This window comes from Burkholderia sp. 22PA0106 (assembly GCF_047497155.1).
Lineage (GTDB): Bacteria > Pseudomonadota > Gammaproteobacteria > Burkholderiales > Burkholderiaceae > Burkholderia.
In genome coordinates, this window is the sequence record NZ_CP163162.1 from 2,287,287 (window position 1) to 2,313,010 (window position 25,724).

The window sequence follows — 25,724 nt, forward strand, 5'->3', positions numbered from 1 at the left end:
CGCTTGAAGCACACGCCGCCGAGCTGCGAGCATGGCGCGCCACTGAACGCGGGCGCAGCAAAAATGAAACGGAAATGAACCGCACATCACGCGGAAATGAAGCGAACGCCACATAGCGCGCCGAAGCACGCCGAGCGCTCAGGGTAAAAACGGAGAGAAAAAAGGCAGGAGGACGAAGCGGTGAAACGGCGCGGCGCGCGCGATACGCGCGCCGGCGACAGGGAACGGCAGGCGGAAAATCAGAGATGAATCACGGGCGGGCGCGTGTTCATCACCCACAACAACCTGGCGGGCTTGCTGCTTTCGTTGCGCACGCTGTGCGGCACGGTGCTCTTGAACTGGAAGCTGTCGCCCTCGTTGAGCAGGCAGCGCTGGTCGCCCACGTTGAGCACGACCGAACCTTCCATCACCATCCCGCACTTCTCGCCCACGCCCACCAGCACTTCTTCCGAGCCGGCGCCGGCCGGCAGCATGATGAACATCATCTGCAGATCGTGATCGCCGTGCGGCGACAGCAACTCCTTCTGCATATGGTTCTTGCCGACCTCGAAATGCGGGCGGTCGGCCGCGCGGCGCACGAAATCGGCGGTGGCCGGATCGATCAGCGCGTTGTCTTCTTCCAGCAGCGCACTGAGCGGCACGTCGAGCGCAATGCGCAGGCGCTCGAGAATCCGCACCGACGGGTTCGCCTTGTTGCGTTCGACCTGGCTCACGGTGCCGACCGATACGCCGGCACGCAGCGCGAGTTCGTTGACGGACAGGCCGCGCGCATTGCGCAGCGCGCGCAGCCGCGAGCCGACATCCGCCTGGCTCGCGGGCGCCTCGACCTTCTTCTTGGACTGGGTTCGCATGGGATTCCTGTTGAATTCGGTGCCGGGCGCTCGAAGCCGGTTCATGCTCCACCGGTTCGGCACGGTTTCGGTGCGGGACCGGCGGCTTCGCGCCCTGTGCGCCGCCCTGGTAGCGCGCACGACAGCAATCATTATATTGAAACTTTTTTGAATGCGATGAACAATCAAAAAAGCCGCGACGTCGCGCGCCACGCGTTCGCAAGTCAGGAAGATCGTCCTATGAAGCGTCCGGAGCGCATGCGACAGTCGAATCTGAACATGTCGTCCATCAGGAGTCCGCTGTGTCCGAAACCGCCGTCAAGCCCGAACTTCACTACCGTCGCTTCACCGCCGAGGACGTCGCCGCCGCGCACGGCCTGTCGGTGGCCGTGCGCTGGCCGCATCGCCCCGAAGATTGGCGCTTCGCCGCCGAAGCGGGCGGCGGCTTCGTCGCCGTCGAGGGCGACGCCGTGATCGGCACCGCGCTGTGCTGGACGTTCGGCGCGGACCGCGCCTCGCTCGGCATGGTGATCGTCTCGCCCGATCAGCAAGGGCGCGGCATCGGCCGCAAGCTGATGGAACTCGTGCTGGACGCGCTCGGCGATCGCGTGACGTTCCTGCACGCCACGCCGGCCGGCCAGCCGCTCTATGAAAAGCTCGGCTTCGCCGTGTGCGGCGCGCTCACGCAACATCAGGGCACCGTGGCCGCCGCGCCGGCCGTCGAGCTGCCGGCCGGCGACACGCTGCGCGCGGCCACGCCGGCCGACCTGCCGGCGCTGATCGAGCTGGCCTCGCGCGGCTGCGGGCTCGACCGCAGCGCCACGCTGCCCGCCCTGCTCGAAGTCGCGCAGGCGGTGGTGCTCGAACACGGCGGCACGATCGCCGGCTTCGCGATCGCGCGCCGCTTTGGCCGCGGCTTCGCGATCGGCCCGGTGGTGTGCGCACCGTCGGACGATCACGCGCGCGCCAAGGCACTGGTGGCCTACTGGCTCGCGCGGCATGTCGGCGATTTCGTGCGCATCGACGTGCCCGGCGGCGCCGGCATCGAGGCCTGGCTGCCGAGCGTCGGCCTGGTGCCGGTGGATACGGTCGTCAAGATGGTGCGCAATGCGCCGGCCGCCGAGCACAGCGGCGAGCCCGATGCCGCGTGGCGCGCCTACGGCATCATCAACCAGGCGATGGCCTGAGCCGCGATGAGCGTTCTCTACAAGGCCGACCCGGTTCGCGGCGCGCAATGGGCCGAACTGTTCGCGCAACGCGCGCCCGAGGTGCCGTTCCGCGTCTGGCCCGACCTCGGCGATCCGGCCGCAATCCGCTACCTGGTGGCGTGGCAGCCCGGCGATCTCGCGCACACGCTGCCGAACCTCGAAGCGGTGTTCTCGGTGGGCGCGGGCGTCGATCAGCTCGATCTGGCGAGCCTGCCCGCGCATCTGCCGGTGGTGCGCATGATCGAGCCGGGCATCGTCGAGGGCATGGTCGAATACGTGAGCGAGGCGGTGCTCGCGATCCATCGCGACCTGTTCGACTACGCGCTCGCGCAGCAGGCCCGCGAGTGGAAGCCGCTGCCGCTGGTGCCGGCCCGCGAGCGCCGCGTCGGCGTGCTCGGGCTCGGCCAGCTCGGCACGGCGGTGCTGGAGCGGCTGCGCCTGTTCGGCTTCGATTGCGCCGGCTGGAGCCGCTCGCCACGCACGCTCGACGGCGTCGCGTGCCTTGCCGGCGAGGCCACGCTCGATGCGTTCCTGGCCCGCACCGACATCCTCGTCTGCCTGCTGCCGCTCACGCCCGACACGCGCGGATTGCTGTCGCGCCGCGTGTTCGACGCGCTGCCGCGCGGCGCGTCGCTGGTGCACGTGGGGCGCGGCCCGCAACTCGACAGCGATGCGCTGCTCGCGGCGCTGGCCGACGGCCGCTTGCGCAACGCCGTGCTCGATGTGACCGACCCGGAGCCGCTGCCGCCCGAGCACCCGCTGTGGGCCGCGCCGCGCGTGCGGATCACGCCGCACATCGCCAGCGCCACGCGGCCCGACACGGCCGTGAGCAGCCTGCTCGACAACCTGCGCCGCCATCGCGCGGGCGAGCCGATGATCGGCCTGATCGACCGCAGCCGCGGCTACTAGGCCGGCCACTTTCAGGCATCCTCACCATGACGCATTCACCCGCCCCACCCTGGAACCTCGCCGCATGAGCATCGACGCCTATCCGATCGAAGTCGCCTTCCCCGACCTCACCGCCCACGCCGAGGGCAATACCGGCATCGCCTACGTCCACAGCTTCGATTCCGGCGTGGCCGGCCCGCACGTGATGGTCAACGCGCTGACGCACGGCAACGAGGTGTGCGGCGCGATCGTCGTCGATGCGCTGCTGCGCGCCGGGTTGCGCCCGCGCCGTGGCCGCCTGACGCTGGCGTTCGCGAACATCGACGCCTACGCGCGCTTCGACCCCGCGCAGCCCGACCGCGCGCGCTTCGTCGACCAGGATTTCAACCGCGTGTGGACCGCCGCCACGCTCGACGATACGGCCCGCCGCTCGGTCGAACTCGATCGCGCCCGCGCGATGCGGCCCGTGATCGACACCGTCGACCTGCTGCTCGACCTCCATTCGATGCACGAGAAAAGCGCCCCGCTGATCGTGGCGGGGCCGCTCGACAAGGGCATCGCGCTGTCGGCGCAAGTGGGCGCGCCGGCCACCGTGATCTGCGACGAGGGCCACCCCGAAGGCCGCCGCATGCGCGATTACGCCGGTTTCGGCGACCCGGCCAGCGCCCGCAACGCCCTGCTGATCGAATGCGGCCAGCACTGGGAAGCGCGCGCGGTGGATGTCGCGCAGGACAGCACCGCGCGCTTCCTGCTGAACGCCGGCACGATCGACGCCGCCGATCTGCCGGACGGCTGGCTGCTGCCGCTGCCCGCGCAGATGACGGTGGTGCGCGTGACCGAGCCGGTGGTGGCGAGCAGCATGGATTTCCGCTTCGCCGGCCCCTACACCGGGCTCGAAACCTTCGACACGGCCGGCGCCACGATCGGCTGGTCGAACGGCGAACCGGTTCGCACGCCTTACGACGACTGCATGCTGGTGATGCCGTCGCTGCGCCAGCTCCGGCCCGGCGTGACCGTGGTGCGGCTCGGCCGCATCGAACAACGCTTCGACCATTCGCAACGCCAACAGGAACATCTTTCGTGAAAGTCCAGCAGATCAAGCAGGCCGTGCAGGCCACCGGGTTCGAGGATTGGGGCACCGCCGGGCTGCCCGGCACCGAGCCGGTGCGCGTCAGCGGCCGTCAGGTGGTGATTCCCGGCGCGGAGCCGATCGACACCGGCGTGTTCGAGTGCACGCCCGGCACCTATCGCCGTTCCGTCAAGCAGGCCGAAGTGATGCACTTCCTGGCCGGCTCGGGCAGCTTCACGCCCGACGGCGAGGACACCATCCGCTTCGAGGGCGGCGACACGCTGTTCTTCGAGGCCAATACGGAAGGCTTGTGGCAGGTCGAGCAGACCATGCGCAAGATCTATGTGATTTTTTGAGTGACGCGGGCCGCCTTGGCGTGGCCCTTCTTGCCCTTGCAGGACTCACGGCGGCTCGGCGGCCGCCCTGCCGCCGCCCGCGCGCCCGCGCGCTCAGGCGCCGGTCGGCCGGTGCAGCTTCACGCGGTTGCGTCCGCCGCGCTTGGCGGCATAGAGCGCCTGATCGGCGTGCGCCAGCAGCCGGCGCGCCGCGTCGGCCGCGCTGGCCGGATCGCTTTCCACTGCCTGCGCCGCATCCAGTTCCCCCACCGCCACGCCGATCGACACCGACAGCGTGAGTATCCGCTCCGGCGGTTCGGCCGCCTCCAGCGCCTCCGCCACCGACAGCACGGCCACCGCCGCGCGCACGCGCTCGGCCACCGTGGCCGCCAGCATCGCGTCGCCGCGCACCAGCACCACGAATTCCTCGCCGCCGTAACGGGCCACCGTATCGCTGTAGCGCACGGTGCTCCGGATGCACGCGCCGATCGCGGCCAGCACGCGGTCGCCGACGGCATGGCCGTAGGTGTCGTTGATCTGCTTGAAGTGGTCGACGTCGATGAACAGGCAGGCCATCGGCGAGCGCGATTCGGCCGAGTGCTGGATCTCGTCGTGGATGCGGCTGTCGAAATAGCGGCGGTTCGGCAGGTTGGTCAGCGTGTCGGTCATGCCGTAGCGCGCCACCTGCTCGCGGTGCGCGACGTTGACCACGCCGGCGCTCACGTACGACGCGAAACGCTCGATCAGGTCGGTCGCCTTGCCGGCCGTGAAGCGGGCCGGGTCGCGGCTGCCCAGGCACAGGTAACCGTTGATGCCGTGCTCCTGGTGCAGCGGCAGCACCGCGACGCTGGCCGGCACCTCGGTGTCGTCGTAGAACGCCGTGAGCGCCGCCGCCCCGAGCGCCGCCCCGGCGCCGAGCCACGGCTGGCCGGCCTCGCCCGGAATCGCGTCGCCCAGCTCGACCAGGCGGCCGCGATGCAGCACACGCCCGTCCGGCCGGGCGGCGCGCGACACCGATTCGAGCATCTCGTGGATCAGCGAAATGTCGTCGTTGAGCCACAGCGTGACGAACGGCAGGTCGAACGCCTGGGCCAGCTCGCGCACCAGCGTGTCGTAGAAGGCGGTGAAATCCGGGGCACTGACCAGACGCAATTCGATTTGCTGGAAGCGTTGCAGTACCCGCTCGTTATGGCGAACGGTGTCGAGCAGGGCATGCAGACGGCTTACGGTCGAAGGGTCTTCGGTCACAGGCAGGATCAAATCGGGTGGGCCTTCTCCATATCGGCAACTTTTCGATTTTCTTGATGGGGAAATGGTGGAGGAAAACATCGGTGGCGCAACCCGGCATTGTGTGGGGCGGTTTTCGGTTGCACCGAAGCGGGGCACCGCGCTCGGGACGGCGCCGGCCCGAGCGCCCGATCACGCCCGCATCATCAGAGCTGCGCCGTGACTTGAAAGCCCACCGTCACGCGTGCCGTGGGAAACCCGGAAGGCTTGTAGATCGGCGTGCCGGCGAACAGGTCGTAACCGCAGGCACCCAATCGCGTCGCAATGCTGCCCTTCACGCCGATCACCGCGCCTGCCAGTTGCGTGCCGACCAGGGTGATCGGCTGCGCGCCCCACACGCGGCCGTAGTCGATGCCCGCATAGATCGCCTGCCCGGTCCGGGCGATCGACGCCTGCAGTTCGTTGCGCCAGAAAAAGCCACGGGAGGCGGCCAGCATCGTCTCCCCGTCGAATCCGCGTACGGTATAGCGGCTGCCGATCGTCAGGTCGTCGATGTAGTACAGCGAACTGCCGGTGTACTGACCATGGAACGTCGTCACGTAGCGCAACGGCTGCTGCGCGATCGCGAACGGCACCGACAGGTTCGCATCGAGCACCGCCATCTTGTAGCGATAGGTCGGGCCGCCGTCGGCTGCCAGGCTGTCGTCCTGCGCGCCGAACGCGCCGATGCCCTGCCGATACGCCAGCGTTCCGTCGAACTGCGCGTTGCCGAGATAGTGGCGATCGGTCAGGCCGAACTCGACGAACGTGTTGTTGCGGCGCTGCTGCGGAATTTCGGTGTCCTCGATGAAGCTTTGCCCGAAGCGGCGCGACAAGCGGAACTGTGCACCGAGCATGTTGTTCCGGCTGCGTAACAACACGCGGTTCAGCTTGAGATCGATCGTCTTCGAATTGCCGCTCGCGACGAACGTCTGGTTTACGCCGGCGATCTGCTGGTAGTACGTGTTGGTGTACGCCGACAGCGTTGCCGTCCAGTAACCCCACGGGATCGAGTAGAAGCCGTTCCAGCCATGCGAGCCGAGGCGCTTGTCGCCGAATTCGAGGTCCTGGCTCGCGCCGATATTGAAGATGTCGTTCAGGCCGAGCGGGTTGTCGATGCCGAGCGCAAGGTTGCCTTGCAGGCGGCCCGTCGCGCGTGTGCCGGCATTGTCGATCGAGGCGACGACCGTCCACGGTTTGCCGCGCTTCACGTCGAGCACGACGTCGCTTTCGCCCGGTACGTCGGCAGGTGCGATCTGCATCGATACCGCCTGGCTCGATACGCGCTTCATTTGTTCGACGCCCTGCTCGACGTCGCGCAGGTTCAGCAGTTCGCCGTCGCCTGTCGGGAACGCGGTTTTCCAGGTGCCGCGCTGTTTGTCGTTGGTGAAGCGGATGTGGCGGATCACGCCGGGGATCAGCGAGAGCTTGAGCGTGCCGGTCGACAGATCCTGTGCGGGCAGCAGCACGCGTGTCGTGACGTAGCCGCGCGCGAGGATGGCTTGCGACAGGCCACTGACGAGCATGTCGAGGCCCTGCTTTCCGGCGCATTGGCCGGTGTAGTGCTCAAGCCATTCGCGCACGAAGGCAAAGCGGTCCATCGGCAATGCCGACGCGCCTTGCGCTTTCACGGCAGCGGGCAGCGCATCGGGGACGTCGAGCGTGAAGCGCTCGATGCGGAAACAGGGCGTTTCGGAAGGCAGCGTCGGATAGACGGCGCTTGCTGTTACGCCTGAACGGACGCCGGGCGCGGAGACGGCCCGTTCGCGTTCGCGGGTTTCTTCCTGTTGGCGGGTTTGCTGGTCATTGCCCGGGATGATCGTGTTTTGCGGGATTCTCTGTGCTGATACGTTCACTGCCACTGTCAGCAACAGGGCCGCAATGCCCATCCCGCGTCGGTTGATACTCATGGATGTTGTTCTTATCGATTGGGTTGGTTGATTTATGGAATGCAGCGGCCCAGGGCGACTCGCAAAGCAACGCTGATTTCGGCTTCTGGCGAATTGGACGGCAGGACGACTTTTGCGTCGTCGCCCAACCCATCCCACGCTTCGAGCTTGTCGTGGCGGCTTGGATCGAGCGTCAGGACACCGTCAACGACTTTTGCGTGGCACAGGATCATTTTTTTGAACAGCACTTGCTTGGTTTTGTACCCGAACCGGGCAAGAAGGCTATCCGCCCATTTTTATAGTTTTCTCCGACCAGTCGGAAGTCAAAAAAGAGTGGATTTTCTTCACGATGCTGTGGGGTGATGAAACGGCTTGCCAGCAGCGCGTCGTTAAGACAACGGCCGAGCGCTTCGTCGTGGGCAGCTCAGCTGTGTCTAGAAAATGCATGCTGCCATCCGGATCTGCGATTGAAACGCGGTGTCCTGATTGCGTTTCAATGAGAATGAAATCTGAATTTCGATATATGGCCGCGCGTTGCCAAGGATTCACTTCGCTCAATTCGGCTCCTTTTTACTGTTGCTGCAAGAATCGTGACGATGGGGCTGTCAGCGTACTGGATAGTTCGATTGAGTTGTTACGGCTGCGGTGGAGTTTTTTGATCTAGTCTTGGGTTTGGTTTTTTTGTGACTGATAAACGTCTTCAGTTTCTTTTCTCTCCGTTGAGCACATTTCGCATGGTTGTTGTTCTGTGTCGCAAAGTCGCTGTTGCCGTCGCCGTTGGCTTTCGACATCGCCGCAGAAACGCCGAACCCGCCCGTGCCGACCGATATGCCCACGCTCGCGCTCTTTGATTCGTTCGTAGTCCGTGTCGAATCGGTGTCCTTTGTATTGACGATATACGATTGGGTCGGCATCAACACATCTCAAACACCAAACTCGGCTGACGCAGGGTTTATCACAATGGCGAGTTGTCGTGCTCGTCATCCTTCACTTCATAGCTCTTGCGGGCTTTCTTATAGCTGCTGTCGAAAGGCTTGATTTTTAGCAAACGAGCACGACTCGTCATTCCACCAACAAGAGCAATCCCAAAACCACCCAACAAAAAAACTTTTTTTAGAATGGATGGAATTTCACAATAAATCGCCAGCACTGCAAATATAAAACCACATGCAATTATTACGAACTGAAACCATGACGTGAAATTTCCGTTTTCTATTATCCTTATTCTCATTTTCTTCCCTTTGAGTTTTCCGAACCCAACGCGTCTTTGGCACGATCCCGGATAGATTTTGCGACATCACTCTCATTCACTTTGTTTGCCACCTCATTGATTGCCGGCGTGTACATTGGCCACTTATTTGAAGCATAGCTTGAGACCATTCCAATAAATCCATTGAAAATGTACTGCACCCTATCCGGTTTTGCCAACTGGACAATTGCATCAGCGGCTATACCCACTGCAATCGATACGAATGAGCATCGTGCCGGTGAGAGCCTGATCCGACGTGTGAAGCGTTTCCGCGTAGCGGCCGTGGCTGTCGCTGCCTGAACTATTGCTGTTCACGGTCGACGTCGCGCTCGCCGTGCCGAGCGTCACATTGCCCTTGGCGGCGATCGTGCCGCCCTGGCCGAGATCGATCTGCGCACCCTTGGCGGTCAGGTCGGCGTCGTAATTCGCCGGCATCGTGATATCGCCAACCGCTGCGATGTTGCTCCAGTAGTTCTGCAGCGTGTCAACCGACGACGCATCGATCTTGCCACCCGACACGATCTGCGCGGCCGGGCTAAAGCCGGTCACGGTCGTTGCCGTTGCGCTGTCGGCGTAGTAGGTCGTGAACTGATATGTGCTGTTCCACTTACCGCCATGCGGTGGATCGGTGTAGACGCCGCCAATGCTGTCCGGATTCTTCACGCCGACCTGGCCCGTTCGGCCGTTGATCGGGATGCCGAATTGTTCCAGCAGCGATGGATCGATTGCACTCGTCGAGGTTGTCATCGCGCGGCGCGTGCTTGTCACCTTGTCGGCGTAAAGCGCCATGTCGCCTTCGGACTGGATCAGGGCCGATACGTTGTTGACCTGCGCAGCGTTCGTGTAATTGCCGTTCGCGTCCTTGCCGCCTGCCAGCACGACTCTGCCCATGCCGAAGAGGGCGGTTGTCGCCATTGAATCGGTGGCGGTCGTGTCGTCGCGGTTCTCGATGTTGGGCGCGAGGACTTCGAGCGTGCCGTTGTTATCTGATCCGCCAATCAGCGCGGTCGGGCCGAGATTCGAGATCGTGCTCGTTGCATTGAGCGAAGCGCTGGCGCCGACGAGCGCTCCGGTATTGGTGAGATAGGTGGACTGCGTGTATAGCAAACCGCCAGCCGTCAAAGCACCCACGTTGATGATCATGCCCGCGTTGACGCTCAGGTCATTGACAGATTGAAGGTCCGCGTTGTTCGTGAAGGTGCCGGGCAACGTAAACGCAAGATCGTGGCCGACGCTGAATTGCGTGTCGGATGCCGCCGTGTAATCGCCCAAGAGTCTTAAGTTGGCGTTATGCGTCGCGCTATAGGTGCCACCGCCTTGCAACGTAGCCGCCGCAACCGACAAGTCATGCGTCGAGCCGATCTGGCCGTTCGTGTTCGTGATTGCGCCGGCTGTCGCGACGCTCACGTCACCGTTCGAATCCGTGACGTTGCCAATTCGGCCACCGCTGTTGTCAACGGTATTTGCGTTGACGTGCAGCGAGCCACCGCTGAGTTGCCCGCCCTGTGTGTTGTTGACCGACGCTGCCGTAATCGTTACGTCGCCATTGCCGGTCATCGTGCCCATGCCTGCTACACCATCGGCATGGCTGTTCGCGATCTGGCTGCCGCCTTGCACCGACATCCTGCCCGCACCGAGGTCGACAATAGCGCCGTCTGCGTTATCGATTGAGGAAGATTGAATATCGAGCGTGCTGGCGTCGTCGTTGGTCGATTGCCCCGCCTGGATGTGGCCGCCACGGTTCGACAGCGTTCCGCCGCTCTTCAATGACAATGACGCATCCGATCGCAGCAGGCCTTGGGCATTGTTCATATCGCCCGCAATCGCGGCGTTGACGCCGCGCTGCGCCGCAAGGACACCGCTCGCGTTGTTCAAGGAAGCCGCGATCACAACCGCTTGCCCCTTCGTCACGATGGTGCCCGACGCGTTGTTCAATGCACTCGATCCATTGCCCGAGGCAATCGTCAGCATGCCCGTGCCGGCATGCGTAATCGTGCCGCCCGCGTTATTCAATTCGGCGGGCGCAAGCGTCAGGTCCGTGCTGTTGGTCTGGATCACGCCGGCTGCTGAATTATCGAGTGTGCCGCCGACATTGAGGCCCATTGCCGACGAGCCGTATTGCGTGATCGTGCCGCCGTGATTGACGAGGTTGGCGGCCGTCAATGCAAGCTGATTGGCTTCGAGCTTGCCGCCGCTGTTGTCGAGTATCGAATTGGCGGTGAACGACAGATTCGGCGCGACAATCGAACCACCGTGATTCGTCATGGAGCCTGCGTGGATCGTCGTGTTCGCGCTGGAACCGATCTGGCCACCGTCGTTCGCCAATGTGCCGCTGGCGATACCCAAATCCGTGTTCGACAACAGCTTGCCGTTCGCGTTGTTCAACGTGCCGCCGATGCTTGCCGTCAATCCAGCCTGCGCGTTGATCGAGCCTGAGGTGTTGTCCAGCGCGCCGGCTTGCGCGACAACGCGCCCGTTACTGGCGATCGAACCGCCTACGTTCGATACCGAACCAGATCCACCGCCAAGCGTCAGCGTGCCATTGCCTGCATGCGTGATCGTGCCGCCGTCGTTGACGAGCGATGCCGACTTGAGCGTGAGATCGGCACTGTTGGTTTGCAGCGTGCCGCCGTTGGAATTGTCGAGCGTGTGCGACACGTTCACATTCATCGCACCGGAGCCGGTATGTGTGATCGTGCCGCCGTGATTCGTCAGGTCCGTCGCATTTAGAGAGACCTGATCGGCTTGCACGGTGCCCGTATTGTTATCGAGCGTCGTCGCGCTGATCCTGGCCATCTGGCCGACGATCGAACCGCCGTTGTTCGTCAGATGCGTGCCCGCATCCACCGCGACATTCTGCTCGGCCTGCAGCGAGCCGCCGCTGTTATCGACCGACTGGCCCGCAACGTGGAGATTCTTATTGGACGTGATCGCGCCGCGATTGACGACGTTTGCGCCGCTGACTGAAACATCGCCGTTGCCGCCGATAACACCGCCTTGCGCGCCGTTCGCCGCCGTACCGGCGGCGTTGGTCAATTGACCGCTCGTCGTCACAGACAGGCCATCGCCATTGAGCGAGGTGAGTCGGCCTGCCGTGTTGTCCACCGACGCACCGGCCACCTTCATGCCGCCCGCGCTTTGCAGCGTGCCCTGATTGTTCGCGATGGCCCCGCCGTGCATGTCCACCGTGCTCTCGGACACCATCTCGCCAGACTGGTTGTCGACCCGGCCAGCGACATTCACCGACAGCGGACCTTGCGACGACACCTTGCCGCCCTGATTCGAAAGCGCACCGCCAACCAGCATCGTGCCGCCGCCGCTCGACAGGCTGCCGTGATCGTTGATTACCGTCCCGGAAGCCTTCGCGTGAATAGCGCCTTGTGCGCTCGTCATCGCGTTCGACAAGTGCACATCGCCAGCCGTCGCATCCAGCGAGAGATCGCCGTTCGCCGCCGTCCGACTGCCGGCGAGATTCACATTCGCACCGGTCAACGACGCATCACCACCCGCCACGTTCTGGCCGGTCGCACGCAGTTGACCCGAAGCCGTCAGGCTCAAATCACCGCCATGCCCCACCGATCCATCGTCGTTCACACCCGCACCAAGCGTGCCGGTCGAATTGACGCTGCCGGCATTCACCAACGTATCCCGCTGCGCCGCGAGCGCCCCGGTGTTCGTAACATCGGCACTTGTGCTGGCCGACAGCGATTGCTTCGCATACGTCGTGCCGCTGTTTTCAATACCGCCCGCTGCCGACAACGCAAGATTGCCGCTCGCGGTCGTCGTGCCCGTGAGCACGATCCGGCCATCCGCCTGCAGCGTGAAATCACCGGCCTGCGCCCCGATCGTGCCGGCGTTGGCCACCCCCACACCGTGCTCGTTCGAGACGAGAAAGATCTGATTGCTATACATGCCGCCCAACAGCGCCACGTCGATCGCAATCGACGGAGCGGGGCCATCGCCGGCAATTGGCGTTGCGGCAAGCGTGTCGTGGTTGACTTGGCTGGCACCGGCAATCACGTTCAGTTTCTTCGCGTAGATCGCCGCGTTCAGCTTCACCGCGCGTGAAATCAAATCGACCTGATCGATATTGTCGACATTCAAGCCGGAACCGGCGACAGTCACCAGCCCGCGATTGACGTTGTAGCCGGCCAACGACCCATCCGCGCCATAAAACGGCACGCCGGTCGTCAGCGTCGCGCGGCTGGTATTGAGGAAGCCACCACCATCGACAAAGATCCCCGACGGGTTGGCAATGACGAGTTCAGCGCGAGCGCCCGCGACTTCCAGCGCGCCTCGGATCGAAGAAGGATTCGGGCTATTGACCTGATTGACGATGATCCGCGCGGCCTGCCCGGCGTTGTAATTCGGGTTGCCGTTGATCCAGCCCGCCTGTTGGGTCTGAACCATCGCAGCCGAGTTATTGAGGATCGCGCCGGGCTTCTGGACATCGAACTGATGATAGGTGTTGACCGATACACCCGCGCCCGAAGGCCGCGCCACATTCACTTGCGGCAAGCCGTTCGGCGTCTGAATCACCTGTGTGCTGGTGCCCGGCGTCGACACAATCTGCGCATCGGACAAAGCAGGCAGCATGCCGAGCACAGCGACGCCCGCCACAACCACGCGAACACAAACGCCAGACGTCAACGACCGCCGCCGCGCACGCGCCTCGCCCGTCGCCGATTTCCCTTGGGCCGTTGCTGTCTCCGCAACGGCCACCACCGTCTCCCGAAGCCTGGAATACACCAGGCGGTGCGCATTCTTGTTCATTCTTCTCGGCGCGGCCTGCGCCCATGCAGTTATTGGGCGCGAGAATATCGAAACACCAGAAAATGACGATCAAAAATGATCAGGTAGTTGACGAGAATCCAAAAACCTAGGGTTCCAGATTCTTCTGATTGACATACACCGACAACATTTTCGGCCACATAGTTACTCGGCGAGTCCCACTAGATCGACGGTGTTTCAGGCGACCACTTCACCCCGCAACGCCTCCTCCACGAACTCGATAAACACCCTCGCCCTCGCATTCATCGCCGATCGCTCGGCCACGCAGGCATAAAGCTCCATCGGCTCCGGCTCCGCCTGCACGACACCCCGATCGCGCGGCTCGAACAGCGTCACCAGCTTGCCGCTGTCGATCAGCGGTTGCGCCACGAAACTCGCGAGCCGCGCGATGCCACCGCCGTTCGCGGCGATTTGCGCGAGCATGTCGATGTCGTCGCAGATGAACGCCGGGTTGACCGGCGCGTCGAAGCGCTGCCCGTCGCGCACGAATCCCCACGGTAAAAACCGGCCATCGGTCGGATATCGAAACACGATGCAGGCGTGATGTTTCAAGTCCTCGGGCGTGAGCGGCACGCCCGCGCGGTTCAGATACGCACGCGACGCGCAGAACAGAAACGGCCTCGACGCGATGCGCCGGGCGATCAGCCGCTCATCGAGTTGCGCCGCGATCCGGATGCTCACGTCCGCCCCCTCCAGGCGATGATCGACGGCCCGGTCGGTGCTGATCAGTTCGAGATCGATACGCGGGTAGGCGTCCTTGAAGCCGGGCATCAACGGCGCCAGCACGTGGCGACCGAACGCGGCCGTCGTGGCGACGCACAGCGGCCCATGCGGCGCCGCCTCCACGGTCGCGGCCTGCGAGGCCAGATCGATATCCCCGGGAATATGGCGCACCTTGGCGTAGTAACGCGCGCCGCTTTCGGTCAGCGCCATGCTGCGCGTGGTACGCGACAGCACGCGCACGCCCAGATGCGTTTCGAGCCGCGCGATGCTCTGGCTCACGGCGGCGGCGCTGACGCCCTGCGCGCGTGCCGCGCCCGCAATGCTGCCGGTCTCCACGACGCGGATGAAGCAGTTGATCAACCCGAGAATATCCATCGTCCTTTGCCGTGCTCAGTCACGTTTATCGTCACGTTTATCGATCATTTCGTAAATTCTACTTAAAAATGAATCAAGCATCCGCCGGCTTCCGACGCGCACCCCGGCTTGTTACGCTGGCCGTCCCATCACGCAGCCCACGCCGGAGAGATTGAACCCATGACCGTCACCACGCCGCAAAACCGCCGAATCCGCTTCCCGACTTCGTCCACCCCGTATGTTTTCGCGCTGTACATGGCCACCATCATGGCCTTTCTGATGTGCCTCGTGATCACGGTCGCCGAGTTCGGTGTCGACGGGCATTACTTCGGAAATGTGATGAATGCGTATCGGGTGGCGATGCCGTCGGCGTTTGTCTGCGTGCTGATCGTGCGCCCCGTGGTCGCCCGGCTGGTGGCGTTGACGGTGCACGCGCGTTGAGCCTGCCCTGAACGCAGCCCCACGCGAAAATCCGAAAAAACGAACCCGAAAAAAAGCCCCGATGTCTCACGACACCGGGGCCTTTGCCCATTCACGCAACGGCAGCGCCCGCTCAATCCACCGAAACGGCCTCCGCCTCCGCGCTCGCCGTGCGCGCCAGCACCGGCACCAACGCCTGCCCGGTATGACTGGCCCGCACCCGCGCCAGCGCTTCCGGGCTCGCCGCCGCCACGATCGTGCCGCCCGCCGTGCCGCCTTCCGGCCCGAGATCGATGATCCAGTCCGCCTCGGCGATCACGTCGAGGTCGTGCTCGATCACCACCACGCTATGCCCGCCGTTCACGAGCCGGTGCAGCACGCGAATCAGCTTCGCCACGTCGGCCATGTGCAGCCCGACGGTGGGCTCGTCGAGCACGTACAGCGTGTGCGGCGCCTTCTGGCCGCGCCGCGTGATGTCGTCGCGCACCTTGCTCAATTCGGTGACGAGCTTGATGCGCTGCGCCTCGCCGCCCGACAGCGTGGGCGACGGCTGGCCGAGCGTCAGATAGCCAAGGCCGACATCCTTCATCAGTTGCAGCGGATGCGAGATGTTGGAGATGGCCGAGAAGAACTCCACGGCCTCGTCGATCTCCATGGTCAGCACGTCGCCGATGTTCTTGCCGCGCCACGTCACGGCCAGCGTCTCGGGGTTGAAGCGCTGCCCGTGGCAGACGTCGCAGGCCACCTTCACGTCGGGCAGGAAGCTCATGCCGATGGTGCGCACGCCCTGCCCCTCGCAGGCCGGGCAGCGGCCGTCGCCGGTGTTGAACGAGAAGCGCGAGGCGGTGTAGCCGCGCGCACGCGCTTCGAGCGTGTCGGCGAACAGCTTGCGGATGGTGTCCCACACGCCGATATAGGTGGCCGGGCACGAGCGCGGCGTCTTGCCGATCGGCGTCTGGTCGACTTCGAGCACGCGGTCGATCGGTTCCCAGCCGCTGATCGCTTGGCAGCCCTGCCAGGCATGCCTGACATCGAGCGCGGGCCGCGGCGCGCTGCGCGCCAGCACGCTGCTGCGGCTGCGCGTGGACGGCGCAGCGGCTTCGGCGGTCTTGCGCGCGCGGCGCGTGGCGGGCGAGGACAGCACCGAGCGCCCCACCGCGTCGAGCAGGTTGGTCATCAGCACATCGCGCGCGAGCGTGGATTTGCCGGAGCCGCTGACGCCCGTCACGGCAACCAGCCGCGCGAGCGGAATGCCGACCGTCACGTCGTGCAGGTTGTGCAGGTTCGCGCCGTGCACGGTGAGCCATTGCTCGGGCATGGCGGTCTCGCGCTTGGCCGTGGCGGGCAGCACCTCGCGGCGCGCCTGCAACGGATGCACGATCGGGTGCGCGAGGAAGCGCCCGGTCAGCGAATCGGGTTGCGCGGCCAGGTCGGCCACGCTGCCCTGCGCCACCAGCGCGCCGCCGCGCTTGCCGGCGCCGGGGCCGATGTCGATCACGTGATCGGCGCGGCGGATGGTGTCCTCGTCGTGCTCGACCACCACCAGCGTATTGCCCTTGTCGCCGAGCTTGCGCAGCGCGTTGAGCAGGATCTGGTTGTCGCGCGGATGCAGGCCGATGGTCGGCTCGTCGAGCACGTAGCACACGCCCTGCAGGTTGCTGCCCAGTTGCGCGGCCAGCCGGATGCGCTGCGCCTCGCCGCCCGACAGGCTCGGCGCGGCACGATCGAGGCTCAGGTAGCCGAGGCCCACTTCCTCCAGGAACGCGAGGCGGCTGCCGATCTCGCTGACGATGTCGCGGGCGATCTGCGCGTCGCGGCCGTCGAGCTGCAGGCCGTCGATCCAGCGGCGCGTGTCGGTCACGGTCCATTGCGCGACGTCGGTGATCGACTTGCCGGCGAAGCCGACCGCGCGCGCCGCCGGGTTCAGCCGGGTGCCGTGGCAATCGGGGCACGGCGTGTCGCCCATGCCTTCCGGTTCCTGCTCCTCGGACGGCAAGGTCTGCTCGCGGCCGCGGTTGTCGTCCGCCAGCACGGTGTCGTCGTAGGCGGCACGCTGCTCGCGCGTGAGCGCAAGGCCGGTGCCGACGCAACTGGTGCACCAGCCGTGCTTGCTGTTGTACGAGAACATGCGCGGGTCCAGCTCGGGGTAGCTGGTGCCGCACACCGGGCAGGCGCGCTTGACCGACAGCACCTTGACGGTGCCGATGCGCGCCGTCGAATGCGCCTTGCTCATCGCGCCCACCAGGCCGTCGAGCGGCGCGAGCAGGTGCATCACGCCCTTGCCGAGTTCGAGCGTCTCGTTCAGGCGCTGACGCAGTTCGGCCTCGTGATCGGGCGACACCACCAGGTCCGCCACCGGCAGCTCGATGGTGTGCTCGCGGAAGCGGTCGAGCTTCGGCCACGGGTCCACCGGCACGAATTCGCCGTCCACGCGCAGGTGCGTGCTGCCGCGCGCCTTGGCCCACTTCGCCAGGTCGGTGTACACGCCCTTGCGGTTGACGACCAGCGGCGCGAGCAGCCCCACGTGCTCGCCGCGATGATCGCGCAGCAGTTGCGCGACGATCGAATCGACGGTTTGCGAGGTGACCGGCGCGCCGTCGTGGATGCAGTGCTGCAGGCCGAGCTTCACGTACAGCAGGCGCAGGAAGTGCCACACCTCGGAGGTGGTGGCCACCGTGCTCTTGCGGCCGCCGCGCGACAGGCGCTGCTCGATCGCCACGGTGGGCGGAATGCCGTACACGGCGTCCACCTCGGGGCGGCCGGCCGGCTGCACGATCGAGCGCGCGTAGGCGTTCAGCGATTCGAGGTAGCGGCGCTGGCCCTCGTGGAACAGGATGTCGAACGCCAGCGTGGATTTGCCGGAGCCGGACACGCCGGTGATCACGTTGAAGCGGCCGTGCGGGATATCGACGTCGAGCGCCTTCAGGTTGTGCTCGCGCGCGTTGACGATGCGCACCACGTCCTCGCCCTCCACCGCGCGGCGCTCGCGCATCGCCTTCAGGCGCGCCTGCAACGGCACGCCCTCGTCGGCCAGCGCGGCCGGCCGGCCCATGGTGCGGTCGTATTCGAGCAGCGCCACGCCGGTATGCGAGCCGGCGCAGGCCTTGACGTCGTCGGGCGTGCCGGCGCACAGCACCAGGCCGCCGCCGTCGCCGCCTTCCGGGCCGAGATCGACCAGCCAGTCGGCCGCGCGGATCACGTCGAGGTTGTGCTCGATGACGATCAGCGAATGGCCGGCCGCGAGCAGCTTGCCGAACGCCTGCATGAGCTTGGCGATGTCGTCGAAGTGCAGGCCGGTGGTCGGTTCGTCGAACATGAACAGGCGGCCGGCGGTGGCCGTTTTGCCGGCCTTCTCGGCCTTGGACGACTTCGCCGCGCCGGCCTTGGCGGATTTCGCGGATTCCGCCGACTTGGCGGCCTTCTCGGCCGCGCTGATCGCCACCGCCGATTCGGCCAGGAAGCCGGCCAGCTTCAGGCGCTGCGCCTCGCCGCCCGACAGCGTCGGCACCGGCTGGCCGAGCTTCACGTATTCGAGGCCGACATCGACGATCGGCTGCAACACGCGCAGCACCTCGGCATCGGCCGCGAAGAACCCGGCGGCCTCGCTGACGGTCAGCTCCAGCACGTCGGCCACGTTCAGCGCGCGGCCGTCGCGCTCGATCCGCACTTCGAGGATCTCGTCGCGGTAGCGCTTGCCGTCGCAATCGGGGCAGCGCAGGTACACGTCGCTCAGGAACTGCATCTCGACGTGCTCGAAGCCCGAGCCGCCGCAGGTCGGGCAGCGGCCGTCGCCGGTGTTGAAGCTGAACACGCCCGCGCCGTAGCCGCGTTGCAGCGCGAGCGGGGCCTTGGCGAACAGCTTGCGGATCTCGTCGAACGCGCCCACGTAGCTGGCCGGGTTCGAGCGCGTGGTCTTGCCGATCGGGGATTGATCGACGAACACCACGTCGCTGACCTGATCGGCGCCGCTCAGGCGACGGAACGCGCCGGGCGCCTCGGTGGCCTTGCCGAAATGGCGCGACATGGCCGGATACAGCACGTCCTGCAGCAGCGTGGATTTGCCCGAGCCGGACACGCCGGTCAGGCACACCAGCCGTTGCAGCGGAATCTCGACCGTGACGTCGCGCAGGTTGTGCTCGCTCGCGCCTTCCAGCACGATGCGCGGCGTGTTCGCGTCCACCGGGCGGCGCGCCCAGTTCGATGCGTGCGCGACGTGGCGGCGGCCGCCCAGGTAGGCGCCGGTCAGCGTATCGGCCGAACGAATCTCGGCCGGCGTGCCGTCGTAGACGATCGCGCCGCCGCGCTCGCCCGGCCCCGGCCCCATGTCGATCAGGCGGTCGGCGGCCAGCATCACGGACGGATCATGTTCGACCACCACCAGCGTGTTGCCCGCGTCGCGCAGCCTCTGCATCGCCTCGACGATCCGGTTCAGGTCGCGCGGATGCAGGCCGATGCTCGGCTCGTCGAGCACGAACAGCGTCTTGGTCAGCGAGGTGCCGAGCGCGGTGGTCAGGTTGATGCGCTGCACCTCGCCGCCCGACAGCGTGCGGCTCTGGCGATCGAGTGTCAGGTAGCCGAGGCCGACGTCGCACAGATACTTCAGGCGCGTGCGCACCTCGGCCAGCAGCAGCTTCAGCGCGTCGTCGAGCAGCGTGCTGGGCAACGCGATCTCGTCGAAGAAGCGGCGAATGCGCTCGATCGGCAGCAGCATCAGGTCGTGCACGGTCAGGCCCGGCAGCGCTTCCAGCTGCTCGCGGCGCCAGCCCACGCCGCGCGGCAGGAAGCGCGCCGACGGCGCGAGCACGGCGTCGGCGTTCTCGCGCGAGCCGAGCCGCCACAGCAGCGATTCGGTCTTCAGGCGTGCGCCGCCGCAGGTTTCGCACGGCGTGTAGCTGCGATATTTCGACAGCAGCACGCGGATATGCATCTTGTAGGCTTTCGTTTCGAGATAGCCGAAGAAGCGTTTGACGCCGTACCAATGCGTCTGCCACTTGCCGTTCCAGTCCGGCGAGCCGTTGATCACCCAGTCGCGCTCGGCGTCGGTCAGCTCGGCCCACGGCGTGCCGCGCCGAATGCCGGCCTTGGCCGCGTAGCGCATCAGGTCGTCCTGGCACTCCTTCCAGGCGGGCGTCTGCATCGGCTTGATCGCGCCTTCGCTGAGCGTCTTGCGCGCATCGGGGATCACCAGCCCGAGATCGACACCGATCACGCGGCCGAAGCCACGGCAGGCCTCGCACGCGCCGTAGGCCGAGTTGAACGAGAACATCGCCGCTTGCGGCTCGGCGTAGCGCAGGTCGCTGTCGGGGTTGTGCAGTCCGGTGGAGAAGCGCCAGAGGGTGGGTTCGGGTTGGGCGGTCGGTGCGGCCGGTGCGCCGTCGCCGGCGTTATCGGCGTCGTTCGGCAGCACGTACACGCTGAGGCGGCCGCCGCCGCGCTTGAGCGAGGCCTCGATCGCCTCGACCACGCGCGCCTTGTCGACGCGGCTCAGGCGGAAGCGGTCGGCCACCACGTCGAGCAGCTTGCGCGCGCCGGTGGGCGACGCCACCTCGCGCTGCGCCTGCACGCGCGTGTAGCCGCTGGCCGACAGCCACTGCTCGACTTCCTCGGGCGTGACCGTATCGGGCAACTCCACCGGGAACGTCAGCACGAGGCGCGGATCGTCGGCCTCGGCACGCGCGGCCAGCTCGGCGTAGATGGTTTCGGGCGTGTCATGGCGCACCGGCTCCGCGTTCTCGCGGTCGAACAGTTGCGCCGCGCGCGCGTAGAGCAGCTTCAGGTGATCGTTCAGCTCGGTCATGGTGCCGACCGTCGAGCGCGAACTGCGCACCGGGTTGGTCTGGTCGATCGCGATGGCCGGCGGCACGCCGTCCACGCGGTCCACCTGCGGCCGGTCCATCCGGTCGAGGAACTGCCGCGCGTAGGCGCTGAAGGTTTCGACGTAGCGCCGCTGCCCTTCCGCATACAGCGTGTCGAACACCAGGCTCGACTTGCCGGAGCCGGACGGGCCGGTCACCACGGTCATCTCGCCGGTGCGCAGGTCGAGATCGACGTTCTTGAGATTGTGCTGGCGTGCTCCGCGAATGCGGATCAGATGGCTGGATGACAATTGGCCTGTCCGTATAAAAAGGTTGGGCGGCGGGTCGGGAGAGCTTCGCCGGGTCGACGCGCGAGGCAGACACTATACTGTATATTCATACAGCTTTCACGGCGCGGCTTCGGGCGTGTCCGGAAACGCTTCGATTCGAGGCTTGCGCCGTCGTTCCTGCGCGGCGATCCGGCAAACGGCCGCACCGGTCGTACCCGGCGAGCCGCAAAAACGGGTCCCGGCCGGGGCGCGGCGGCGCCGATGCGAGGGTGACGATAGGGGCCAAAACGAAAAACGCGGCGCGAAACGCCGCGCCGCGAAACTGCCGGCCGCCGCGTTGCACGGCGGCCCGCTTGCGCCAACGCCCGGCTCGCCGGGCATCGGGCTTACTTGCTGATACTGAGCAGTTCGACTTCGAACGTCAGGTCGCTGTTCGGCGGGATCGAGCCGACGCTGCGGCTGCCGTAGGCGGTGGCCGCCGGGCAGGTCAGCTTGGCCTTGCCGCCCACCTTGATCTTCTGCACGCCTTGCGTCCAGCACGGGATCACCTGCCCGAGCGGGAACGTGGCCGGGCCGCCGTGCTTGGCCGACGCGTCGAACTCGGTGCCGTTCGCGAGCGTGCCGCGATAGTTGACCGTGACCACGTCGCTGGCCGTCGGTTGCGCGCCGGTGCCCGGCTTGAGCGTCTCGACCGTCACGCCGGACGGCAGCTTCTCGACGGGGTTGGCGGCGAACGCGGCCGTGGCGATGGTGGATGCGACAAGTACGGCGATCACTGATTTCATGCGATGTCCTCGTTGAATGGCGCGACGATTATATCGGCATCGCGTGGCGCATCGCAGCGCATCGCGCCGCCGCCGGGAGCGCCCCGCTTCAGGCATCGCCGCTTACCACCGTCGCGGGCCTGCCGCATTCACCGCATTGCGCCGCGTCGCACGGCAGCCACGACGGCGCACGGAAACCTCTCTGCGCCGTCGCCACATGGCCATCCCGTCATCAAACCGCTTTATGATTAGCGAGCCTAAACAAGTCGGCGGCGTGCGATGGGCGCTCGCGCCGGCCTGGTTGCATCAGGGGCTTTTCGTATGCCGATTTCCGAAACCGACGAGATCGCGGTCGCGCCCGCGGACGGGCCGCCGGTCAATCCCGAATGTGCCGCGCTGCTGCGTCTGGCACGCGCGCATTTCGGGGCGGATGCGGCGTTGATCGTGGTGTCGGCGGCCGAGGGCCCCTGTCTGTTCGGCATCGAAGGCACGCTGCCGGCCCCGTTGCCGTCCGACCCGTTCGCCACCCGCGCGAGCCACGCACCCGATATCGAACTCTCCGCCTCGCGCGCCGCCTGCGCGTTGCGCGCCGCCGACGGCACGCGCCTCGGCGCCCTGCTGCTGATCTCGCCCGCCCCGCACACGCCGAACACCCTCGCCGCCCTCGACGATTTCACCGCGCTCGCCAGCGCCGCGCTCGAACGCGCGCTGCGGGAACCCGCTTGCGCGCCCCCCGGCGCCGAACCGGTTGCGTGCGCACCGTTCGCCCACGACCTCGTCGCGCTGGCGCTGAACGGCAGCGGCACCGGCATCTGGGATCGCGACATCGCCACCGGCGAGATCCGCTATTCGTCTGAATGGAAGGCGATCCTCGGCTACGCGCCGCACGAACTGAGCACGCGCATCGAGGACGCCGTGGACCGCCTGCATCCCGACGATCGCGCCTACGTGCAGGCGCAGATGCGCCGGCATTTCGAGGGCGGCTCCGACCGCTACGAGGTCGAGCACCGCATTCGCTGCAAGGACGGCCGCTACAAGTGGATCTGCAGCCGCGGCAAGGTGGTCGGCCGCGACGGCGCGGGCCGCGCGCTGCGCATGGTCGGCGCGACCACCGACATCACCGCGCTGCGCGAAACCGCCGCGCGGCTCCAGCAGAGCATCGACCTGATCACCAACCTGACCGACGAGGTCGACGGGCTGGTGTTCCAGTATCGCGAGCCGGCCGACGGCCGCCCGCAGTTCAGCTACGTGAGCCGCGGCATCGAGCAGATCTACGAACTCGATCCCGCGCAAGCCGCGATCGACGCCGAGTCGGTCGACGCGCGCATCGACCCGCGCGACCTCGCGATGTACCGGCAATCGCTGCGCGAATCGGCCGCGACGCTCACGCCGTGGCGGCTCGAATACCGCGTGCTGCTGCCGCGCCAGGGGCTGCGCTGGCGGCACGGCGAGGCGCGGCCGCAGCGGCTGCCCGACGGCGGCACGCTGTGGCACGGCTTCGTGTCCGACACCACCGAGCGCAAGCGGATCGAGGCCGAGCTGCACGAACTGGCCACCATCGATCACCTGACCGAGCTGGCGAACCGGCGCGATTTCCTCGCGCAAAGCGCCTCGGAGCTGGAGCGCCTGCGGCGCGCGGGTCACGGCGAGGCGGCCGTGCTGATGCTCGACCTCGACCACTTCAAATCGCTGAACGACCGCTGGGGCCACGCGCTCGGCGATCACGCGCTGCGCCATTTCGCACGCCTGATGCGCGACGCGGCGCGCAGCGCCGATATCGTCGGGCGAATCGGCGGCGAGGAATTCGCGATCGTGCTGCCGGGCCTCGGCATCGAGGCGGCGATGGCGTTCGGGCTACGGCTGCAACGCCACATCGGCGCGTCGCCGCTCGAATTCGCGGGACAGTGCGTCGGGCTGACCGTCAGCATCGGCGTGGACCGCATGACGGCGGCCGACCTCGGCGTCGATCAGGTGCTGTCGCGCTGCGACAAGGCGCTGTATCGGGCCAAGGCGCGCGGGCGCAACCGGATCGAGCTGCACGGCGAGCCGGAGTAAGCGGCGCGGACGATCGCCTTACAATGGCCCACCGTCCGATTCACCCGCTCACCTCGCCGTCACCGCCCATGTCCCGACTCTTCGAAGACAACCCGTTCCTGGAATCCCTCTGCGCGCAACTCGACGCCTGGCGCGACGGCTATGCCGAAATCAGCATGCCGATCGACGGGCGCAAGCTCAACCGGCAAGGCGTGCTGCAAGGCGGCGCGATCGCGACGCTGCTCGACGCCGCCGCCGGCTATGCCGGGCTGTTCACGCCGCCGGACACGCCCATTCGGCACGGCTTCACGTTGTCGCTGACCGTCAACTATCTCGACAAGGGGCTCGGCTCGCGGGTGGTCGGCAAGGGCATCCTGGAGCGCGCGGGCCGCTCGATTTTCTTCGCGCGGGCCGAGGCCTGGGTGGATGGCACGCTGTTGATCGCCAGCGCGCAGGGCACGTTCAAGTACGTGAACGCGCAGGGGTGAGGGGAGCGGACACGTCGACGCCCGGAATCCCCTTCACGATGTGTCACGCATGCTGTTGCGCCACGGCGGCCCGCACGCGCGCCGGCACCACGAGCGCCGGGGCGAGCACGGACGGCGCATCGAGATCGGGCGACGGCAATGCGTGATCGTCGCGCGTGACCACCGGGCCGCGAGACGGCCGATGGCGGCGCGCCTGACCGTGCAGCCGGTGCGCGGTTTGCAGTGCGAGCGGAGCGGCGGCAGCATCGTCGCCGCTGTCGTTGCTGCTGTTGGCGTTGCCGTTCGCGTTGCCGGAGAGGCTGTTGCAACTGCCGCAGCCGGCCCCCGGCGAGCACGACATCTCGGCGCCGATCCCGCTGGCGACCGGCGCGGGCGGCGCCACGCCCGTACCGCCCGCCTCCAGCGCGGCGATGCCGGACGCCACCACCAGCACGTTCAGCGCGCGCCGCATCGACACGCGGTGGCTGTGACGCTGCAAATCGGCGTCGTAGCGTTCGAGCGCCTCGGCGCCGCGCGGCTGCACTTCGAAACCGCCCGCCTCCGTCTTGCGGATGAAGCCCGACGCCACCAGCACGGCGAGCGTGCGGTCGAGATAGCGATGCCGCTCGTCCACCGCCGCGTCGCGCGGCACCTGGGGCCAATCGGCCAGCGCCAGCAGCGCGCGCGGCGCCACCGCATCGGACAGCTCGGCCGACAGTGCCGCGATGCGCGCCAGCACTTCCATGCGCGCCGCCCGCAGCGGGTTGGCGAGCCAGAAGCCGCGCAGCCGCAGGTCGCCGAGCCAGGCGGCCAGCCGGTAGGTCTGCAGCCGCGTGCCGAGCACCACGCGCCAGGCGCGGCGCTCGTGGAACATGTGGCGACGTACATGCACCACGTAGCGGATCTTGCGGCGCGCCGCCTCGGGTAGCGCCATCGACACCGGTTGCGCCGCCTCGCTCGGCTGCTCGCCGCCAAGCGCCGCCACCGTATCGCCGCTCAGGCCGGTCACCAGCATGCGCGGCCCGGCCGTGGCCCGTTCGGCCAGATAGGCGATCACCTGGGGGCGGCCGACGCGATCCGCCGTGCCGACCTGTCGCGTGCAGGCGATGGCCAGTGCGCGCCGCAAAAACCACTCGTTCATGAACATGGCGGATTCCGTTGACTGATGGGGTCGAGGGCCGGCGTCGGCCGAGCACGCGTAAAAAATACAAACGCGTCGCACGGCAGCGACATTCCTGCACACCGGCTCGGGCCGGCGCGCCCCGGCGCACCGCGGTTGGACGGTGCGGGCCGGTTTCGCGGAGCACTACAGTGCAAAAAGCGGGCCATGCGGTCGAGCCTTGCGCGCCGCC

The 25,724-nt window shown here is 66.5% G+C and carries 17 protein-coding genes and 2 pseudogenes; 7 read left to right on the forward strand and 12 right to left on the reverse strand.

What is annotated here, in order from left to right; genetic code table 11:
* Positions 1-239: 239 nt before the first annotated feature.
* The gene (locus AB4850_RS09740; RefSeq protein ID WP_414439610.1) at positions 240-851 is read right to left on the reverse strand and encodes a helix-turn-helix domain-containing protein; all 612 of its coding nucleotides are present in this window, start codon (positions 849-851) and stop codon (positions 240-242) included.
* A 281-nt stretch (positions 852-1,132) separates the two neighbouring features.
* On the opposite strand from AB4850_RS09740, the gene AB4850_RS09745 reads away from it, so the two are divergent.
* The 4 genes from AB4850_RS09745 (at position 1,133) to AB4850_RS09760 (ending at position 4,351) form a co-directional block, all read left to right on the forward strand.
* Positions 1,133-2,017, forward strand: coding sequence for a GNAT family N-acetyltransferase (locus AB4850_RS09745; protein WP_414439611.1), 885 nt, complete (start codon positions 1,133-1,135; stop codon positions 2,015-2,017).
* A gap of 6 nt (positions 2,018-2,023) precedes the next feature.
* Positions 2,024-2,947, forward strand: coding sequence for a 2-hydroxyacid dehydrogenase (locus tag AB4850_RS09750; RefSeq protein WP_414439612.1), 924 nt, complete (start codon positions 2,024-2,026; stop codon positions 2,945-2,947).
* A gap of 64 nt (positions 2,948-3,011) precedes the next feature.
* A complete protein-coding gene (locus AB4850_RS09755; RefSeq protein WP_414439613.1) occupies positions 3,012-4,010 on the forward strand; it encodes a M14 family metallopeptidase in 999 nt (332 codons plus the stop codon).
* Positions 4,007-4,351, forward strand: a complete 345-nt coding sequence (locus AB4850_RS09760) for a cupin domain-containing protein (protein ID WP_414439614.1) — start codon at positions 4,007-4,009, stop codon at positions 4,349-4,351. The genes AB4850_RS09755 and AB4850_RS09760 overlap by 4 nt, the downstream gene beginning before the upstream one ends.
* A 93-nt stretch (positions 4,352-4,444) precedes the next feature.
* Here AB4850_RS09760 and AB4850_RS09765 read toward each other — a convergent pair whose 3' ends face one another.
* The 8 genes and pseudogenes from AB4850_RS09765 to AB4850_RS09800 form a co-directional block, all read right to left on the reverse strand.
* A complete protein-coding gene (locus AB4850_RS09765) occupies positions 4,445-5,578 on the reverse strand; it encodes a DUF484 family protein (RefSeq protein WP_414439615.1) in 1,134 nt (377 codons plus the stop codon).
* Between the two features lie 185 nt (positions 5,579-5,763).
* Positions 5,764-7,506: a ShlB/FhaC/HecB family hemolysin secretion/activation protein gene (locus AB4850_RS09770; RefSeq protein ID WP_414439616.1), complete on the reverse strand. Its 1,743-nt coding sequence runs from the start codon at positions 7,504-7,506 to the stop codon at positions 5,764-5,766.
* A 32-nt stretch (positions 7,507-7,538) separates the two neighbouring features.
* Entirely contained in the window at positions 7,539-7,718 is a 180-nt protein-coding gene (locus tag AB4850_RS09775; RefSeq protein WP_414441999.1) for a contact-dependent growth inhibition system immunity protein, read from the reverse strand.
* Positions 7,719-7,767: 49 nt separating this feature from the next.
* Complete coding sequence (locus AB4850_RS09780; protein ID WP_414439617.1) at positions 7,768-8,043, reverse strand: hypothetical protein; 276 nt, start codon at positions 8,041-8,043, stop codon at positions 7,768-7,770.
* A gap of 176 nt (positions 8,044-8,219) precedes the next feature.
* A pseudogene (locus AB4850_RS09785) lies at positions 8,220-8,378 on the reverse strand (hemagglutinin repeat-containing protein); the annotation flags it as partial.
* Between the two features lie 62 nt (positions 8,379-8,440).
* Positions 8,441-8,716, reverse strand: a complete 276-nt coding sequence (locus AB4850_RS09790; RefSeq protein WP_414439618.1) for a hypothetical protein — start codon at positions 8,714-8,716, stop codon at positions 8,441-8,443.
* 243 nt (positions 8,717-8,959) lie between these two features.
* A pseudogene (locus AB4850_RS09795) lies at positions 8,960-13,507 on the reverse strand (filamentous hemagglutinin N-terminal domain-containing protein); the annotation flags it as partial.
* 195 nt (positions 13,508-13,702) lie between these two features.
* Positions 13,703-14,623 carry a LysR family transcriptional regulator gene (locus tag AB4850_RS09800; RefSeq protein ID WP_414439619.1) on the reverse strand — a complete coding sequence of 307 codons (921 nt, stop codon included), beginning with the start codon at positions 14,621-14,623 and terminating at the stop codon, positions 13,703-13,705.
* Positions 14,624-14,782: 159 nt separating this feature from the next.
* On the opposite strand from AB4850_RS09800, the gene AB4850_RS09805 reads away from it, so the two are divergent.
* Positions 14,783-15,043 carry a DUF2798 domain-containing protein gene (locus tag AB4850_RS09805; RefSeq protein WP_414439620.1) on the forward strand — a complete coding sequence of 87 codons (261 nt, stop codon included), beginning with the start codon at positions 14,783-14,785 and terminating at the stop codon, positions 15,041-15,043.
* A gap of 112 nt (positions 15,044-15,155) precedes the next feature.
* Here the strand turns inward: AB4850_RS09805 and uvrA are convergent, their stop codons facing one another.
* Both uvrA and AB4850_RS09815 read right to left on the reverse strand, forming a co-directional pair.
* Complete coding sequence (uvrA, locus tag AB4850_RS09810) at positions 15,156-21,128, reverse strand: excinuclease ABC subunit UvrA (protein WP_414439621.1); 5,973 nt, start codon at positions 21,126-21,128, stop codon at positions 15,156-15,158.
* 365 nt (positions 21,129-21,493) lie between these two features.
* Complete coding sequence (locus tag AB4850_RS09815; protein ID WP_414439622.1) at positions 21,494-21,892, reverse strand: FKBP-type peptidyl-prolyl cis-trans isomerase; 399 nt, start codon at positions 21,890-21,892, stop codon at positions 21,494-21,496.
* A gap of 300 nt (positions 21,893-22,192) precedes the next feature.
* On the opposite strand from AB4850_RS09815, the gene AB4850_RS09820 reads away from it, so the two are divergent.
* Both AB4850_RS09820 and AB4850_RS09825 read left to right on the forward strand, forming a co-directional pair.
* Entirely contained in the window at positions 22,193-23,926 is a 1,734-nt protein-coding gene (locus AB4850_RS09820; RefSeq protein ID WP_414439623.1) for a diguanylate cyclase, read from the forward strand.
* A 68-nt stretch (positions 23,927-23,994) separates the two neighbouring features.
* Complete coding sequence (locus AB4850_RS09825; RefSeq protein ID WP_414439624.1) at positions 23,995-24,393, forward strand: PaaI family thioesterase; 399 nt, start codon at positions 23,995-23,997, stop codon at positions 24,391-24,393.
* A 43-nt stretch (positions 24,394-24,436) separates the two neighbouring features.
* On the opposite strand, the gene AB4850_RS09830 is transcribed toward AB4850_RS09825, so the two are convergent.
* Entirely contained in the window at positions 24,437-25,513 is a 1,077-nt protein-coding gene (locus AB4850_RS09830) for a hypothetical protein (protein WP_414439625.1), read from the reverse strand.
* Positions 25,514-25,724: the final 211 nt, after the last annotated feature.